This is a genomic window from Candidatus Binataceae bacterium (genome assembly GCA_035650475.1).
GTDB lineage: Bacteria > Desulfobacterota > Binatia > Binatales > Binataceae > JAKAVN01.
The window spans coordinates 297,143-313,654 of record DASRHP010000012.1 but is presented as its reverse complement, the minus strand read 5'-3'; the positions used below and the strand labels follow the sequence as shown (position 1 = coordinate 313,654).

12 protein-coding genes are annotated in these 16,512 nt (G+C 64.2%); 5 read left to right on the top strand and 7 right to left on the bottom strand.

Annotated elements, in window-relative coordinates:
• Positions 1–43 precede the first annotated feature (43 nt).
• The 5 genes from VFB33_13015 to VFB33_12995 form a co-directional block, all read right to left on the bottom strand.
• Positions 44–778: a hypothetical protein gene (locus tag VFB33_13015; protein ID HZO82607.1), complete on the bottom strand. Its 735-nt coding sequence runs from the start codon at positions 776–778 to the stop codon at positions 44–46.
• A gap of 268 nt (positions 779–1,046) precedes the next feature.
• Positions 1,047–2,870, bottom strand: coding sequence for a DUF1302 family protein (locus VFB33_13010; GenBank protein ID HZO82606.1), 1,824 nt, complete (start codon positions 2,868–2,870; stop codon positions 1,047–1,049).
• A gap of 315 nt (positions 2,871–3,185) precedes the next feature.
• Entirely contained in the window at positions 3,186–4,901 is a 1,716-nt protein-coding gene (locus VFB33_13005) for a hypothetical protein (GenBank protein ID HZO82605.1), read from the bottom strand.
• Between the two features lie 383 nt (positions 4,902–5,284).
• Positions 5,285–7,750 carry an MMPL family transporter gene (locus VFB33_13000; GenBank protein ID HZO82604.1) on the bottom strand — a complete coding sequence of 822 codons (2,466 nt, stop codon included), beginning with the start codon at positions 7,748–7,750 and terminating at the stop codon, positions 5,285–5,287.
• Positions 7,732–8,736 (bottom strand): YCF48-related protein, encoded by a 1,005-nt coding sequence (locus tag VFB33_12995; protein ID HZO82603.1) that lies wholly within the window; start codon positions 8,734–8,736, stop codon positions 7,732–7,734. The genes VFB33_13000 and VFB33_12995 overlap by 19 nt, the downstream gene beginning before the upstream one ends.
• A gap of 612 nt (positions 8,737–9,348) precedes the next feature.
• Between VFB33_12995 and VFB33_12990 the strand changes: the two genes are divergently transcribed.
• The 3 genes from VFB33_12990 to VFB33_12980 all read left to right on the top strand — a co-directional run bounded on the left by VFB33_12990 (position 9,349) and on the right by VFB33_12980 (position 12,870).
• Positions 9,349–10,200 (top strand): polysaccharide deacetylase, encoded by an 852-nt coding sequence (locus VFB33_12990; protein ID HZO82602.1) that lies wholly within the window; start codon positions 9,349–9,351, stop codon positions 10,198–10,200.
• 60 nt (positions 10,201–10,260) lie between these two features.
• Positions 10,261–11,712: a DHA2 family efflux MFS transporter permease subunit gene (locus VFB33_12985; protein HZO82601.1), complete on the top strand. Its 1,452-nt coding sequence runs from the start codon at positions 10,261–10,263 to the stop codon at positions 11,710–11,712.
• Between the two features lie 276 nt (positions 11,713–11,988).
• Entirely contained in the window at positions 11,989–12,870 is an 882-nt protein-coding gene (locus VFB33_12980; GenBank protein HZO82600.1) for a hypothetical protein, read from the top strand.
• Between the two features lie 72 nt (positions 12,871–12,942).
• Here VFB33_12980 and VFB33_12975 read toward each other — a convergent pair whose 3' ends face one another.
• Both VFB33_12975 and VFB33_12970 read right to left on the bottom strand, forming a co-directional pair.
• Entirely contained in the window at positions 12,943–13,416 is a 474-nt protein-coding gene (locus tag VFB33_12975; GenBank protein HZO82599.1) for a nuclear transport factor 2 family protein, read from the bottom strand.
• Positions 13,417–13,477: 61 nt separating this feature from the next.
• Positions 13,478–14,599, bottom strand: coding sequence for an amidohydrolase family protein (locus tag VFB33_12970; GenBank protein ID HZO82598.1), 1,122 nt, complete (start codon positions 14,597–14,599; stop codon positions 13,478–13,480).
• Positions 14,600–14,752: 153 nt separating this feature from the next.
• On the opposite strand from VFB33_12970, the gene VFB33_12965 reads away from it, so the two are divergent.
• Together VFB33_12965 and VFB33_12960 are read left to right on the top strand one after the other, a co-directional pair.
• Complete coding sequence (locus tag VFB33_12965; protein ID HZO82597.1) at positions 14,753–15,499, top strand: 3-oxoacyl-ACP reductase family protein; 747 nt, start codon at positions 14,753–14,755, stop codon at positions 15,497–15,499.
• 61 nt (positions 15,500–15,560) lie between these two features.
• Positions 15,561–16,340 carry an enoyl-CoA hydratase/isomerase family protein gene (locus VFB33_12960; GenBank protein ID HZO82596.1) on the top strand — a complete coding sequence of 260 codons (780 nt, stop codon included), beginning with the start codon at positions 15,561–15,563 and terminating at the stop codon, positions 16,338–16,340.
• Positions 16,341–16,512: the final 172 nt, after the last annotated feature.

The window sequence follows — 16,512 nt, the reverse complement described above, 5'->3', positions numbered from 1 at the left end:
TCTTGATGCGGCGGCCCAAGGCCGGGAGCTCTACCGATCTTCGCTAGTGCGCAGCGCGCTGGAGCGGCGTGACGCGGTAGCGGATAAGTTCGACGCGCTCCATCTCGGGCCCCTTGGCTCCGCCCTCAAGCGCAACCGTCTTTATCAACCCGACGTTCGGCGCGTACCAGTCGACATAAGCGAGCTTGAGATGCTCGCCGTGCTGGGCATAGGCGCCACCTTCGTATTGGGCGTCGGTTTCAATCCGGATGCATCCGGCGAAATGGCCGGCCGGGACGTCGATCTCGTGCGTCTCGGCAAATGTGCGATGGGTCTGGCTAATATCGAAGGCGCCGGCGAGATGGCCGTAGGGAAAGATAGTGTTCTTCCAAGTCAGGTTAGGCGCCAGATGAAGCGGCAGAAACTCGGCCTCCTCGGAGCGGCCCCACGAAGGTCCTTGGATCGCCTTCTGGTCATAATCGAGCGCAGAGAGCCGCGAGATGTATCCGTCCTTGGAAAAATAGACCAGCGGACGCGTGCCGCCGCGCGACAGGCTGTACGATTCGTTGACCACAGAACCGGTCACCTTGAGCGAGGGAACGTATTTCACGCCCAGCACGCGATCAGTGATTTGATACTGGGTACGCTGGCTCTTGCTGACGATCTGGTAGGTCCAGGTCGAGTTGGGGGTCAACGGAAAGTAATCGCCCCCGGCGGTCGCATTGCTCCCCGAGTTGCAGCCCGCTAGCGGCGCGATCATCAGCGCCGCGGCTAGTGCCAAGCCCACCCTACGGCCCATCGTAAGCCCGTACCTCCTGGGAAATGGTGGCCATGCGAACTGACGTCCGGCTAAACATAGATGCCGGCGGGGCAATCTTATTCGAGCCGGCCGACGCGCTCTCCCCTGGGCGCGTTGCACAGCGGTACCCAAGCGTACATGGGTAGTTGGCTGGCTGGCAAGCCGGTTTCGCGCTGCCGGGCACGCCCGCTGGCCAGGAGGAAAAAAGCCGCGGCGGAGCTTGCGCCCCGCCGCGGCTCTACGAGCAAGCAGAAAGCCGGCAGGTCGCCTACAGGGCGCTGAAGTTGTACTGACCGGTAACGGTTATCAGGTTCTCGCCCTTGAAGAGGCCGACACCCAGCGTCTGGCGGTCCGAACCCAGCACGTAGATCACGCCGATCTTGGCGAAGTACTTGTTAGTCCACGGCGGATTGAGTTGGATCGAGGGGAAGAGCGCGAAGCTCTCTCCCTTGGGCTGATAAATCATCGTCCAGGTTGGCGCAAAGGCATTCCACCAGTAGGACGTCCCGATGTTAAACAGCATCTGCACGTCGTTTTTCGTGATCGGCTCCGGAACCGTGTTGCCGTTGGGGCCGGTAGCCATGTTGTGCGCCGTGTCCATCACAATCGGGTCGAGTATCTCGAAGTTTGCCGACAGGTTGCCGGTCGTCGTCAGCCACGGCGCGTAGGCCTGGTCGAGGTCGAATGCCAGCATCCACGTGAGGATGTCCGAATAACGGAAGTCCTGCATGCTGGTGTAGTTGAACGAGATGAACGGCGCGTGGTTCTGATAGACCGCCTCTGCGCGGAACACCAGCGGGAAGTACTCGGCCAGGCTCGGCGGCATCGGTACCGGCCGGTCAACCGTCATTCCCGCGTACTGCACCGGCTCGTAGATGAAAGGGAAGGTCTGGGTGTACGGCTGCCAGGCCACAATCGGGTCACGCTGGAAGGAGTTATAGTATAGTGCCGTAATTTCGTTACTCCCGATCAGGGTGTGGAAGCGCAATCCTTCCTGCATGTTGCCCAGCGTCATCGCCGGCACGTGCCACGGCGCCAGCACCACGCCCTTGCTCAGATCGCAGGGCCGGATCAGGCTCGCCGGTGTCGGATTCTTGCCGTTGTGGAAGATGGGCAGGAACAGCGCCTGAAACTGTGTGCACTGGAAGACGAAGCGATTGATTGGGGGCGGGATCAGGTTCTGCGCTCCGGGCTCGACGACCAGGTCAGGCGGCGTTCCCACCGGCAGCGTGTTGATGGTCGCGCCCGGCACTGGATAGGGGTAGTGCACGTCGAACCGTGCGCTCGGCCCGTGCATTGCTGCCGGGAAGCCCGCGTCGACACGGCCCGCCGTTCCTTGGAAACCGTCGAAGCGCTTGTCCGGATATTGCCATGAATTCCACACCGGCTGGAAACCGGGAATCAGTACCCCCTCGATGAAGTTCGAGTTGAGCGGCCCCATGTCGGGCAGGTTGAAGATCGGATGGATCATCCACTGCGGCAAACGCGACTGTTCGAGGTTGGCAAATCCGAAGTTCCAAGTCGTGTCCTGCGGATTGATCACGTCGCCCACACGGAAGGCGAGCGACTGGCCCCACACCACGATCTGGTTGCCGGTGTACAGCGTCAGCGGCCCGGCGGTCAGCTTCCACCACGCGTCGCGCACGTTGTACTGGTTGTAGAAGTCGTTGAGGCGATACATCGGCGCGCCGCCGGTGTTGCCGCAACCCGCGGGCCCCAGAAGGTCTGGCCTACATGCATAGGCGTGGTTGTTGGCGCTGTTGAACGAGTACGGTGGCTCGTAGATGAACCACTCACGCATGAAAAACTGGTTGTTGGCGTCAAGCCGGTAGTTCTCGTCCGCCTGTAGCCAGGTGCGTGCCGTGGCCAGATTATTGCGGCTCGGCGTGAAATCTTTCAGCGTGGTGGGATTGGTCCACATCCCGGCGGTCTCATTGAGGAACCCCGAGAGGTGAAAGTCCTTGAACCAGGCCTCGGTGGGCTGGCCCAGCGTATTGGTTTGCGCGAGCACGCTGCCGGCCGGCGAGGCGGCAGAGGTCTGGTCGGGTGGTGCAGCCTGGGCTGAAAGGTCGCCCGCATGCGTATCGGACACATACAAGCCGGACGCGGCCATAACGAGGGCGAGGGCGGCCGCCAGTCTTACAAGTTCCCCCGAGAAACTTCGCCTGCGCGTTCCAGTCCCCATATCTTCCTCCCTTCAAACCGAAGAGATTCGGTCATGAAAACCCCGTTCCGGTATGTCAGTCCGCAGCCCTACTTAAGTCGCGTTCACCTCCTTTCCTACCCTGATACAGGCGGGTGCCGCGGCGAGCAGAGGCCCGCCGCGGCACGCTCTCAGTTGCTCTTTTATGGGTTCTCCCCGTTCGGTCTCTTTACAACAAGCTCTCCCTGTTGTGCAACGCCTCGCCTACATGGCACTGAAGTTGTACTGGCCCGAAACCGTAATCATGTTCTCGCCCTTGAATAGCGCCGGGCTCACGTAGTTCCGGTCGCCGCCCAGCACGTAGATCACGCCCAGCTTGGCGAAATACTTATTGGTCCACGGCGGGTTGAGCTGGATCGACGGGAACAGCGCGAAGGTCGTGCCCTTCGGCTCATAGATCATCGTCCAGGTCGGCGCGAACGCGTTCCACCAGTAAGAGGTGCCGACGTTGAACAACATGCTGATGTCGTTCTTCAACGCGTTGTTATTGAGGTCACCACCGTTGGGACCGTCGAGCAGGTTGTTGACGCCATCCATGGCAATCATGTCGAGGAACTCGAAGTTCGCCGACAGGTTGCCGGTCGTGGTCAGCCATGGCGCGTAGGCCTGGTCAAGGTCGACCGCCAGCATGTAGGTCATGAGGTCGGAAAACCGGATGGCGTTAGGCTGGGTCATGTTGAAGTTCACGAATGGCGCGTGGTTCTGATAAACCGCCTCCGCGCGCGCCACCAAGGGGAAGTATTCAGCCAGACTGGGCGGCATCGGCACCGGCCGGTCGATCGTCGCTCCCATGTACTGCACCGGCTCAAATACGGCCGGGAAATTGCCGGTGTAGGGCACCCACGAGATGACCGGATAGTATTGGAAAGTGTTGAAGTACAGGGCCGTGATTTCGTTGCTCCCGATCAGAGTATGGAAGCGCACCCCCTCTTCCATGTTCTTCCACTGCACCGCCGGCACGTGCCACGCGCCCACGTTGACCAGCCCGTTGGCAAAGTTGCAGTTGCGCCGCAGGCTCATCGGCGCCGGGTTCTTCTGTCCGGTCAAGGCCAGTAACCCGGTCAGCGAGGGAACGGGGAAGCCGGCTGGCGCGTTGTTGCACATGTAGAAGACGCGGCTGAAAGGCGAGGCAATCAGATTCGTCGCACCGGGCTCGACCGGATAGTCGCCGCCCAAGGTGACGGTGCGTCCCGGATAGGCAAAGTCGGGATAGTGCACGTCAAACCGTGCGCTCGGCGCGTGGTTGGCCGCCGGAAAGCCGTTGTTCACACGCCCCGCGATGTCGTATTCCCCGCTGTAACGGCCGTCGGGATGGTCCACGCTGTTCCACAGCGGCTCCACGCCGGGGATGAATACGCCCTCGATGAAGTTCGAGTTGAATGCTCCCCAGTCGGGCAGGTTGAGGATCGGATGGATCATCCACTGCGGCATGCGCGACTGCTCGAGGTTGGCGAAGCCGAAGTTCCAGTTCGTGTCCTGCGGGTTGATCACGTCGCCCACGCGGAAGGCGAGCGACTGGCCCCACACCACGATCTGGTTGCCGGTGTACAGCGTCAGCGGCCCGGCCGTCAGCTTCCACCACGCGTCGCGCACGTTGTACTGGTTGTAGAAGTCGTTGAGCGCCTGCATGTGGGCGCCGAACTTGTTGTTGGCGCTGTTGAACGAATACGGCGGCTCGTACACGAACCACTCGCGCATGAAGAACTGGTTGTTGGCGTTGAGCCGGTAGTTCTCGTCTACCTGTAGCCAGGTGCGGGAAGTCGCCAGATTGTTGCGGCTCTGGGTATAGTCCTTCAGATTGGTCGGATTGATCCACATTCCCGCGGTCTGGTTGAGAAACCCCGAAACATGGAAGTCCTTGAACCAGCTTTCGGCAGGCTGGCTCATGGTATTGGTCTGGGCCAAAACGTTGCTGGCCACGGACGTTCCATCCTGGGTGCCGGCCGGCGCCTGCGCCGACGCATCACCCGCCCAAGAGGAGGCAACACACAAGCCAAGCCCCGCGAGCAAGAACGCAGAAGCTGCTGCTAGTCTGAGCGCACCCCTCCGCCATCGACGAACTTCCAAACCAGTCCGCATACACGCCTCCGTAAAGCTAGATGAAGCAACCGTCTCAGGTAGAAGTCGCAGGACACGATCCGGAGGCCTCGATCCCTCAGACCACGATCACGCAGACGCAGACTACGCTCAGGCAGACCACTATCTTGCAGACCACGATCCCACAGGCCACGATCCCTCAGACCACGATCCATCGGACTCTCTACCGCTACTTCCACAGCTCGAGCCCTTTTCCTGCCACGGGTTCAGGACGCAGCGGCAGCGCCCTTGAGCCCGTTTTCAGGCTTTGCCGCCTGCGCGCCGCCGAAGACGAACCTCGGCCGCGCGATCTGGATGTAACAGGGCAGCACCAGCACACCGGCCACCATGTTGCAGGCCATCAGGAAGATGAGCAGCGTGCTCATCTCGTTGTGGAACAGCAGGGGAGAAAAGATCCAGGGAAAAATGCCGCCGATCATGACCATGAAGGTGCTGAACACAGCCAGACCGGTGGTCTTCAGCGCGAGGACGATTGCCTCCTCCACCGCCATTCCGCCCATCACCTCGTCCCGGATACGCGATACGGTGTAGATCCCGTAATCGACACCCAAGCCGATACCAAGCGAGATGACCGGTATGGTGTCGATCGTCAGGCCGATACCGCGTATTCCCATGTATATAAAGGCCCCAAAGTTGGCCAGAACGCAAGAGAACAGGAACATCAGACCCGCCACAAACGAGCGGAACGAAATCACACAGAAGATGAAGACCACTCCGAGGACGAAGGTGATATTGAGAAAATCGAGTTCATATAGAACATCATTGGCAGCCTGGTAGAGACCCGCCAACCCGGCCAGATACCATACGTGCACCTTGTTCAGGCCCGGATCGGGGCTCACTCGCTCTTCGACAAACCGCTTTATCCGGTCGCGGATGCCATTGAGGGTGTCGTAGGTATGGTCGGCCAGGAAGACGCGGATGCAGGTGTCATCGTTGGAGCGGTTGGATATGTACTGCTCGAGCTCGCCGGGCGCCGAGCCGTTGAGGTAGAGGAACCACAGGTTGCCCGACAGCTGCATGGTATCGGGGTCGGCGAGGAATTTCGGATACCCGTAATGGAACATCTGGTTGAACGGGTACGAAATCGTCGATGAGAACGACACCACCTGGCGCACGCGCGGGTCTTCCATCAGGAAGGCGCGCATGTCGTCCACCATCCGCAGCACTCGCGGCGCCAGCACCGACTGCTCGGCGCCCGCTGCCGACGCGGTTCCCGCCATCCCGCCCGACGGCGTAGTCAGGATGACCCAGCCCTCTTCGAGCGGGAACTTCTTGCCGATCGCGACGATATCCCTGTTGACCTTGGCGTCGGGCCGATAAAGCGGTGTGCCGGGCGTCTTGTAGCCGATGTCCTGACGGATGCTGGCTATGATACCGGCGGCGAGGAAACACAACGCAAAGACAATCAGTCCCGTGCGCGCGGGGCCCGGCGTGACCGGGATATGGACCAGCCAGTTGACGAAGTCCTTGGCCGCCCTCAGCCATCCCGGCTCCGCCCCCGCCCGCTTCTTCTTCTCCTTGATCTTGGGCGCTGGCAGGTAGCTGACGAAGATCGGCTGGAAGATAAACACCATCGTCAGGCTGCCGGCGAGCCATACCGAGCCCGCCAGCGCGATGTGCTGAAGCACCGGGATGCCGCCGAAGGAGATGAAGATGATGCCGGCGATATCGGCGAGGATCGACAGCAGACCAGGCGGCAGCATGAAGTCGGTGGTCGCCTCGCACGCTGCGTACTTGTCGCCCAGGCGGTCAAGCTCGTCGTGGAAACGCCCCTGCCACTGAATGCCGTGGCTCATGTCGCGCGCGGTCAGGATGAAGGGGATGACCAGCATCACGGGGTCGAAGTTGTATTGCATCAGACCGACGAACCCGAGGCCCCAGATCGCCGACAGCGTGCCGGTTACGATCGGCGCCCACCAGCGCGTGCGCTGGCCGAGCGTGACGTAGAGAATCACGATCATGGTGGCCACGGCGAGCAGGAAGAGCAGATCGATGAGGTGCTCGTAGTAATAGCCGTAGCCGCGCACGACCGGCTCGCCGGCGACGAAGATCTCGTTGTTGGCGTCCTGGTATTTCTTGACGATGTTTTGGACGTCGTCGAACAGCTCGCGGTAATCCAGCCCGCGCTCGTTGAAGGAGGCCGTCACCAGTGCGCTCTTGTTGTCGGCACTGATGAGCTGCGAGATGCGCGCCCGGTTGGAAAAGACATGGCGCTTGAGCTCTTCGATCCCCGCCTGCTCCTTGGGCACGTCGGGGAACATGAACGGTTTGATGGTCAGCGAGCCGGGCGCAGCCTCGGCGTAGCTCACCCGGTAGGAGGCGAGCGAGAACACTTCGTTATGGTCAACGCCTGGCAGCTTGTCGACGTCGCGCTGGATGCCCTGGATTTTGGAGAGGGTGTTGAAGTTGAAGATGTCGCCGTTCTTGACCTGGACCATCACGACCAGGCGCTGGGCGCCGCCGTATTTCTTCCATTTCTCGTAGAGCTGGACGTTCTGATGATAGCGGGGGAAGAATTCGTCGAAGTCGGTCGCGATCTTGACCCGGGTACATTGGTACCCCATGAAGGCGCTGAAAAGCAGCAGGAGAATGCCGATCGGCGCGCGAAACCGCAGGACGAATACGCCGATCGGGCCGACCGCCTGCCCTTCCTTTACTTTACCACCTGCCATTGCTCACCCGCGTCGTCTGTCCGGAGTATGGTGCCGTTTAGACCCACCGCAAATCCCATCTTGCCCGCGAAGGCAAGGTCGGTGATATCGTTGAAGGTGGGCCGATGAACCACCCACTTGCCGGTCGCGTCTTTGCCGACCAGCCGCCCGCCCTCGCCGCCCAGCCAGATCTGGCCGTCGGCCTGCGCCGCCGCGTAGGTCGCCACCGTTTCCGGCAGCTTCTCGGGGCTCCAGGTTTTGCCGCCGTCGTTGGTGACCACGATCTCGCCGTTGAGGCCACTGACTATCGCATGCTCGGGATCGGTAAACGCGATTGAGAAGTACGGGCCCACCGTATAGTCGCCGGTGTTCCCGCCATGGCTGAGGTTCCAGGTCTTGCCGCCGTCGGTGCTGTGCAGGATGCTCTCGAATTCACCGACCGCCCATCCGTTGTCTGGGGCCAGAAACTTGACGTCGAAGAAGGTGATGGGGTCCTTGTACTTGTAGACACTCCAGTGCGCGCCGGCGTCGTCGGTGCTCAGCAATACGCCGTCAGCGCCGCAGGCGTAGGCGTGCTGCGCATCCACCACCGACAGATTGAACAGGTTGCTCCTGGTGCCGGTCTGCTGGCTCTTCCAGCTCTCGCCGCCGTCGTCCGAGTGCAGCGCGATTCCCATCTCGCCGACAACCCATCCGCTCTTGCCGTCGGGGCTGAACTTGATCGCGTACAGATCGCGATCCTGGAACAGCAAGTTGCCCGCACGTTCGTGGAGAACCTGCGAGGTCCAGCTCTTGCCCTCGTCGGTGGAGACCATCAGCAGCCCCTTGGAGCCGACGACGTAGATGCTGCGGTCGGGGCGGATAGCCAAGCCGTAGAGTGACAGCCACGTCGGCGCGCCGCTGACGCGTTTGCCCGTGACCGCGCCGCGCGAGACCGCGGCGGTGGCGGTGAAGACTGCCGCCAGCATCGCTGCCAGCACCCAAGTCCAACTTCGTGGCAAACCCATTTGGACAGTCCTACCTCGGATCCGCATCTGGCGAGCGGATGCGGACTATGTTCGGAAGTTGATGCTCGGTCCGATCCTTCCCCTAGAGTAAGGCGGAATCTTTTGTCAATATCCGCCCGGCCTCGGGCGAAGCGATTGCTGCCTCGCTATCCTCGCCGACGCACCTGATGGTCCGTTCCACTTCCGGCCATCACTGCGCCATTTCGGCCAACGGCAATCGCTCCCCAACCGAATGCCGCATCCGCAGACCGGCAAATTCCTTGTCCGGCGCCGCTTTGGAACCCCTACCCTTGAAGTTCTGCCACCGCTTACAACAAGCTTTGCTTAACTGTCAAGTAAAGGTTGCATAACGTTTTGTGCGCATGCCGGACGTTGCCGCAAGCTGCTTGCAGCGGCACGCGTGAATGCAAGTTTCCATCAGGCGGTGCGTGCGCCGCGCGGCCGCGCCACTTGCGCGCACTCCGCGCCAAACGTACCCGGCGGTCGGCGCCGGCTCGCCGGCAGGCGCGCCTGTCTGCTGGACACCGCAAAGGTTCCGGCGCTACAAATCGCTCGAACACCGCGTGCGATCCGGCCGCGGCGCGGGCGGCCGCAGTCGAGGAGGAATCGGCCATGGCGAAGAAAGTCAATGTGTGCCTGACCTTCGACTTCGACGCGATCTCGGTTTGGATCGGCAACTTCCACGCGACTTCGCCCAGCGCGATCTCGCGCGGCGAATTCGGCGTGGTCGGTGCGCGCCGCCTGCTCGAGATGCTGCGCGGATGGAAGATCCCCTCGACCTGGTTCGTGCCCGGCCATACCGCCGACACCTATCCCGACGTGGTCGCCAAAATCGCCGCCGAGGGTCACGAGATCGCCCATCACGGCTATCGCCACGAGCGGCTCGCCACGCCCGAAGAGGAAATCCGCGACTTCGACATGGCGATCGCCGCCCTGCGCCGGGTCACCGGCCACAATCCGGTTGGCTATCGCTCGCCCGCCGCAGGGCTTACGCCGCGTACGCTCGAGCTCATTGTGGACCACGGGATGCTCTACGACAGCAGCATGATGGGCGACGATTTCACGCCCTACTTCTGCCGCGTCGGCGACCAGGCGCCCAAGGACAGCGCATACATTTTCGGGCGCGAAACCGAGGTGGTCGAACTCCCATTCACCTGGGGGCTGGACGACTTCATCGCCTTCGAGCACGTCTGGACCCGCAACGGTATCAATCCCGGCAACGCCTCGCCGTCGCGCATCTACGAGATCTGGGCCGGCGACTTCGACTATCTCCACGACCGCCTCGGCGAAGGCAATTACATCCTGACGATGCATCCGCAGTGCATCGGCCGTGGCCATCGCCTGCTGATGCTCGAGCGGCTGGTCGAGCACATCCGCAGCCGCAAGGACGTGGAGTTCAAGACGATGCGGCAGGTCGCCGAGGAGTTCAGGACGTCGCACAAGCCAAGGCGCTCGGCGCGCTAGGGCAATGCGCAGCACGGCAAGGGCCTGGCGATTCGGCACGGCGGCGCAGGCGATCGTCCGGTGAACAGGTGGAGCGCGCTGGCCATCGCGAGCGCCGGCCTGCTGCTGGTCTCGCTCGATTCCGCGCTCAATATCGCGTTCCCCGCAATTAGCAGCTACTTCGGAGTCAGCGTCGCCACTATCCAGTGGCTGGTCATCTCCTACGTACTTACTAATGCCAGCCTGCTGCTCGGATGCGGCCGGATGGCGGACCTGCTCGGCCACAAGCGCGTCTTCGTCGGCGGGCTCGCGCTGAGCACGCTCGCTCTGGCGCTGTGCGGTCTGGCCCCGAGCTACGGCCTGCTGCTGGCCTCCCGCGTGTTGCAGGGGACGGGAGCCGCGATGGTGTTCGCGAGCGCGCCGGCGATCGTGACAGTCAGCTTCGGACCCGGCGAGGCGGGCCGCGCCCTGGGTCTGTTCAACATGAGCGGCTACGTGGGCTCGACCAGCGGACCGATAATCGGCGGATGGCTGGTCGATCGCTTCGGCTGGCGCGCGGTTTACCTTTTCCGCGTCCCGATCGCGATCGCGACCGCGCTTGCGGCCGCCCCGCTGCTCGTCGGGGCCGCCGGGCGCGGACGTCGCGAACGCTTCGACCTGGTCGGGATGGGCACGTTGGCGACCGCCATCGTCGCGCTGCTGCTCGCGATCAACCGCGGGCGCGAGGTGGGATGGGCGGCGGGCGGCGTGCTCGCGCTGTGGACCGCCAGTGCGCTCGGCTTTGCCGCCTTCGTCGCCACCGAGCGCCGCGTCGCCCATCCGATCGTCGATTGGCGGCTGTTCACGCCCGGCGTCAGCCTGGCTAATTTCGCCAATTTGCTCGCCAACCTCGCAATGTTCGCTGTCTGGCTGCTGGTGCCCTACTACATCGTCAACGTCCTCGGTTACCGCGCGGCCTCGGGCGGCACGCTGCTTGCGCCCTGCCCGCTCGGAATGGCGCTGGCGGCGCCGCTCTCTGGCCTGCTCTCCGACCGCTTCGGCACCCGCCGCTTGCAAGTGCCCGGGCTGTTGATCGAGGCGGCGGGGCTGTATCTCGCTACCCGGTTTGGTGCCCAATCGTCCTACGCCACAGTTGCGGCGGCGCTGATCCTGATCGGCCTCGGACTCGGCGCCTTTGCGGTCGCCAACATGAGCTTCGTGATGGCGGCGATACCGCGCGCGCAACAGGGCGTAGCGGGCGGCGCCGTGATGATGATGCGGACGCTGGGGGTGGTGATGGGCGTGACCACCGCGGCCGAGGTCTTCAGCGTGCGCCGCGCGGCCCATCATGCGCAGCTGCTGGCCGGCGCCCATCTGAGCGCTGCGGCACTCGACCGCCGCAGTTTCGTCGGCGGCTTCCACGACGCGTTTTCGGTCTCGACCGCAGTGTGCCTGCTCGCAGCGCTGCTGGTCGCGCTGCCGATACGCAGGCGGGCCGCGCTCAGTGACACGCAGGCGCCGCCTGTCGTCGGCGTAGCCTCCGGCGGCGAGTAGAAAGCGAACTCTTGCCCGCGCCGGGCGATGGCGAGGTGAGGGCCGGGCGGCCTCTTTCCGCTCCGGCGCGGCGCTTGCTCCGAAAGAGGGCCAACGCGGGCAGATCCCCGTTTAGTTTGCCCTTGCCCCTCTCGGTGCGCGGAGGCGCCCGGCCCAAGCCCTCTTGCGAATCGATAACACGCGCCCGGCGCTGCAAGTTCCGCGCTCGCTCCGAACGACGAGCGAAGAGCGAGCGCCATCGACGCCGCCGCGGTTTGGCTCTATAAATACGCCCCGATGGATCTCACGCACGCCGCTCCCGCCGCCGTCGCGCTGCTGGGCCTCGGGCTCGGGATGCGCCATGCGACCGACGCCGACCACGTCATCGCCGTCAGCGCCATCGTCACTCGCGAGCGCCGGCTCGGCGTCGCCGCACGGATCGGGCTCTGCTGGGGCGTCGGCCATACGCTGACCATCCTGATAGTCGGGATGCTGATTATCGTGTTCAAGGTCAGTATCCCGCCGCGCATCGGGCGCGCGATGGAATTCGCCGTCGCCGTCGCGCTGATCCTGCTGGGCATCCCGGCGGTGATGACGCTTGCGCGGCGCGCGCTGGCGCGGCTTTTCAGATGGGAGAGCGTGACCGCGCCGACGATCATCGTGCACAGCCATCCGCACTCGCACGGCGCCGCGCATGCCCATCGCCATCCGCACGTCCACGTCGTGGGAGGCGTCGAGGTTGGCGCGCGTGACTCCGCGCTACCGTTCTCTTCAGGAGACGGGCCGAAACGTGAGTCGCCCGCTGCTGGCGGTCCGCACGTCGAACATCGCGACCACCGCCTGCCGCCGCAGGCGATGCCGGCGCTCGCGCAAGCGGGCACGCGCTTTCCGCAGGCCAAGGCGTTCGGTGTCGGCCTCGTGCACGGACTCGCAGGGAGCGCCGCGATCGCGCTGCTGGTGCTGAGCGCGATTCCCAATCCCCTGTGGGGAGTGCTCTACCTGGTGGTCTTCGGCCTCGGAACGATCATCGGAATGATTATCGTCACCACGGCGATCGGGATGCCGCTGATGGTCGCGGCGGAGCGCGCGGCGGGGCTCAATCGCGCGCTCGCGCTGGGCTCGGGCCTGCTGAGCTTCGGCTTTGGCGCATTTTTAGCCTGGCAGATTGGCTGCGGTTGACGGCTTGCTCAGCGGCGCCCAGCTTCGGATTTTCGCACTGAGCCGTGCCCAAAGGCTGCGCCGGCGCATTCTTCACTGGCCATTTTCCGCCGGTGCCCAGCCGCGTTCGTAAGGCGCCCACAGGCGGCTCTCGCCGCGCAGGCTCTTAATCAGCCATCCGCCGCCGAGCTTGACATACTCGTCGTGATAGACCGCCGCCATCCAGTAGGCCCGCTCGCCGCCCTGGCGGCGCAGCGTGCAGGGCGAAAGCAGGTACCACGTTCCCCGCGCGCGCTCGCCGTCGATCTCGATTATCGGATTTATCACCTGATGGATCGCAAAGGCCATCCGGCGAGGCACCGTGCGGAAGAACTCGCGGATGGCGGCTCGCCCTTCGAAGCGGCCGAAGCCCGCGCCGTCCCACACGCCGTCTTCGGTGAATAAGGCGGCGATCGCGTCGGCATCGTAGTTGTCGTCGCACGCCGCGCAGTAGCGCGCCTTGAGCTGGCGGATCGCTTCGAGGTCCTCGAGTTCGGTGACGCGCCTTTCGATTGCATCGAGGTCCATTTCGCGCTCCTTTATCGGCCCGTTCCGCAGCGGGCCCTGCGAGGCCGTCGCGTTCGGCCGCTCAGATGCGGTAGAACTCGCGTGCGTTGGTCGACAGGATTCTGTCAACCGAGGCCTGGGGCAGCGCGGCGAGCTGCTTGCGCGCCTTCTCCACCGGGCGCACGAAGCCCTCGGCGTGCGGATAATCGGAGCCGATGAAGAAGCGCTCGTCGCCGGCAAACTGCACGATGTAGGGGAACATCCGTTCCTCGGGATCGGCGCTCACCCAGATGTTGCGATGGAAGTACTCCTCGGCCGTCCGCTTCATCTGCGAGGTGTGGCCCATGTACCTGTAGCGGTAGTCGAGCCGCTCGATCCATTCGCCCACCCATCCGACCATCGCCTCGATCGTGGCCACCCGCAGCTTTGGAAAGCGCTCGAACACCCCGTCCACTACCATCGTGGTCAGCGCCATCCGCGGGTCCTGGATGATGTTCATCGTGAAGTACATCAGGCCCGGCTTCGGGTCGCGGTACCACGCGCTGCCAGTGTAGTGCCGATGGGAAACGAGGTGGATGCCGACCGAGAGGTCCATCGCCTCGGCCGCGGCCCAGATCGGATCGAACTCGGGATGGCCGAAACTGTGGCCGCGCACCGGCGCGGAGGAGACGAAGATCGTGCGCGCGCCGAGCCCGGCGACCCGCTCCATCTCGCGCACCGCGAGCGCGGCATCGCGGATCGAGATGTGGGCGGCGGGGAACAGGCGGTCCTTGTGCGCGGCGACCAGCTCGAAGGCCCATGTGTTGTACGCGCGGCAGAGCGCGTCGGCCAGCGCCGGGTCTTCGATCTCGCCCTCCCAGATGATCCCGAGACTGGGATAGAGCACCTGCTTCTCGAAGCCCTCCTCGTCGAGGAAGCGCACGCGCGCCTGCATGTCCTGCCACTGCTCGCTGTAGCCGCGGTAGCGGTCGAAGTTGCCGATGTTGAGTCCCTGCTCCTTCTCGCCGTAGCCGGTCAGGATGCCCATCACCTGGTCCACGTCGCGCAGCTTGAGCACCTTGCCGTCGCCGATCATCGCAGCCTTGCCGGTCTCGGGCTCGCGCACCAGCCTCACCGTGCGTTCGCGGAAGGCGGGATCGATGTAGCGCTCGAAGAGATCGAGCGGCTCCATGAAATGGCTGTCACCGTCGATGGCCTTGATCATCGTGGGACCTCCGCGTGCGGGCTTTACGGCCCTCTCCTAGCAAAGTTTGCCACGTCCGCACAGTCGCGCGGCTTTCCCGCCCGCGGCTTGTGGGGTCTATAATCGCGCCGCGCGCGCGAGAGCGCGACGCTTTCGACGGTAAGGAGAGACATCATGCGCGGACTCAGCGGCAAGGTCGCGTTCGTCACCGGCGCCGCGCGCGGGATCGGCAGGGCGATCGCCGAGCGCCTGGCGGAGGAAGGATGCAAGGTCGCGCTGGCCGACCTCGACCCGGGCGGCGCCGCCGCCGCGGCGGCCGAGATCGGCCGGGGCGCGATCGCCGTCGCGATCGACGTCGCCAAGCTCGCCAGCGTGCGCGCGGCGGTCGCCGAGGCGGAGCGCCGCCTTGGGCCGATCGACATCCTGGTCAACAACGCCGGATGGGACAAGGCCGAACCGTTCGTCCAGAACAGCGAGGAGACCTGGGACAAGATAATCGCGATCGATTACCGCGGGCCGCTCAACTGCTGTCGCGCGGTGCTCGACTCGATGATCGCACGCGGGCGCGGCCGGATCGTATCGATCAGCTCGGATGCCGGGCGCGTGGGCTCGACCGGCGAGGCGGTGTACTCGGGCGCCAAGGGCGGCGTGATCGCGTTCAGCAAGACGCTCGCGCGCGAGATGGCGCGCAACAACATCACGGTCAACTGCGTATGCCCGGGCCCGACCAACACGCCGATGCTCCAGGAGCTGGCCGCGCTCAATCCCAAGCTGCACGAGGCGCTCAAGCGTGCGGTGCCGCTGCGGCGGATCGCCGAGCCCGCCGACATCGCCGCCGCGGTCGCCTTCCTCGCCTCCGACGACGCTTCCTACATAACCGGCCAGGCGCTGTCGGTCAGCGGCGGCTTGACAATGATCTAGAGGCGCGCGCGGCGGCGGCCGCGCGCTCACGACCGAGAAGCAATCAGGAGGAAGTGAAGTGATGTACGAGACGCTGCAATACGAATGCGCAGACGGGATCGCGACGGTGCGGCTCAACCGTCCGAACAAGCTCAACGCGATCAGCCCCGAGATGATCGCCGATTTGCGCAAGCTGGTCGCCGCGGTGCGCGCCGACGCCGCCGTGCGAATAGTGATTTTCACCGGCAACGGCCGCGCGTTCTGCGCTGGCGCCGATATCGCCGCGATGTCCAAGATCGCCGGCCCGGTGGACTTCATGAGCTTCATCGAGGGCGTGCAGACCACCTTTAATGCGATCGAGGACCTCGACCGCACCACCATCGCCGCGATCAACGGCATCGCCTACGGCGGCGGATGCGAGATCTCGCTGTGCTGCGACCTGCGCGTGATAGCCGAAGACGCGACGATCGGCGTGCCCGAGATCAAGATCGGGCTCCTACCGGGCGCGGGCGGCACCCAGCGGCTGCCGCGGATGCTGCCGGCGGCCATCGCCAAGCAGATGATCTACACCGGCGATCCGCTGACGGCCGAACAGGCGCTACGCTACGGCCTGGTCAACGAGGTTGCGCCGGCGGGACAGGCGCTGGAGGTCGCAACCCAGTGGGCGCGCCGGCTGCTCAAGCAGCCGCCGACCAGCCTGCGTTGCGCCAAGCTGCTGGTCGATATCGCGCAGAACGGCAGCCTCAAGACCGGAATCGAGGCCGAGCGACAGGCGATGGCGCTGCTCTATGCGACCGAGGATCGCAAAGAGGGGCTGGGCGCTTTTCTCGAAAGGCGCGAGGCGAAATTCACCGGCCGCTAGCCGAATGGCATTCGCTCTCCGTGGGGCCGGCGTCCCGCCCAAGTGGAAGGCGAGCGCCGCGTTTGCGACGCGCGGTTAGCGCTCGCGGAACTTTATTTGGTAGCAAACGCGGGGTGTTTGCCTCGGAGGACGCGAAACTTGTATTTCGACTCTTGACACTCGCGGGCAACGG

Excerpts from the sequence above, each read along its gene's own strand:
- VFB33_13015 (HZO82607.1), bottom strand. The coding sequence starts at position 778 with ATGGGCCGTAGGGTGGGCTTGGCACTAGCCGCGGCGCTGATGATCGCG.
- VFB33_12975 (HZO82599.1), bottom strand. The coding sequence starts at position 13,416 with ATGGACCTCGATGCAATCGAAAGGCGCGTCACCGAACTCGAGGACCTC.
- VFB33_12970 (HZO82598.1), bottom strand. The coding sequence starts at position 14,599 with ATGATCAAGGCCATCGACGGTGACAGCCATTTCATGGAGCCGCTCGAT.
- VFB33_12990 (HZO82602.1), top strand. The coding sequence starts at position 9,349 with ATGGCGAAGAAAGTCAATGTGTGCCTGACCTTCGACTTCGACGCGATC.
- VFB33_12965 (HZO82597.1), top strand. The coding sequence starts at position 14,753 with ATGCGCGGACTCAGCGGCAAGGTCGCGTTCGTCACCGGCGCCGCGCGC.
- VFB33_13000 (HZO82604.1), bottom strand. The coding sequence starts at position 7,750 with ATGGCAGGTGGTAAAGTAAAGGAAGGGCAGGCGGTCGGCCCGATCGGC.
- VFB33_12980 (HZO82600.1), top strand. The coding sequence starts at position 11,989 with ATGGATCTCACGCACGCCGCTCCCGCCGCCGTCGCGCTGCTGGGCCTC.
- VFB33_12960 (HZO82596.1), top strand. The coding sequence starts at position 15,561 with ATGTACGAGACGCTGCAATACGAATGCGCAGACGGGATCGCGACGGTG.
- VFB33_12995 (HZO82603.1), bottom strand. The coding sequence starts at position 8,736 with ATGGGTTTGCCACGAAGTTGGACTTGGGTGCTGGCAGCGATGCTGGCG.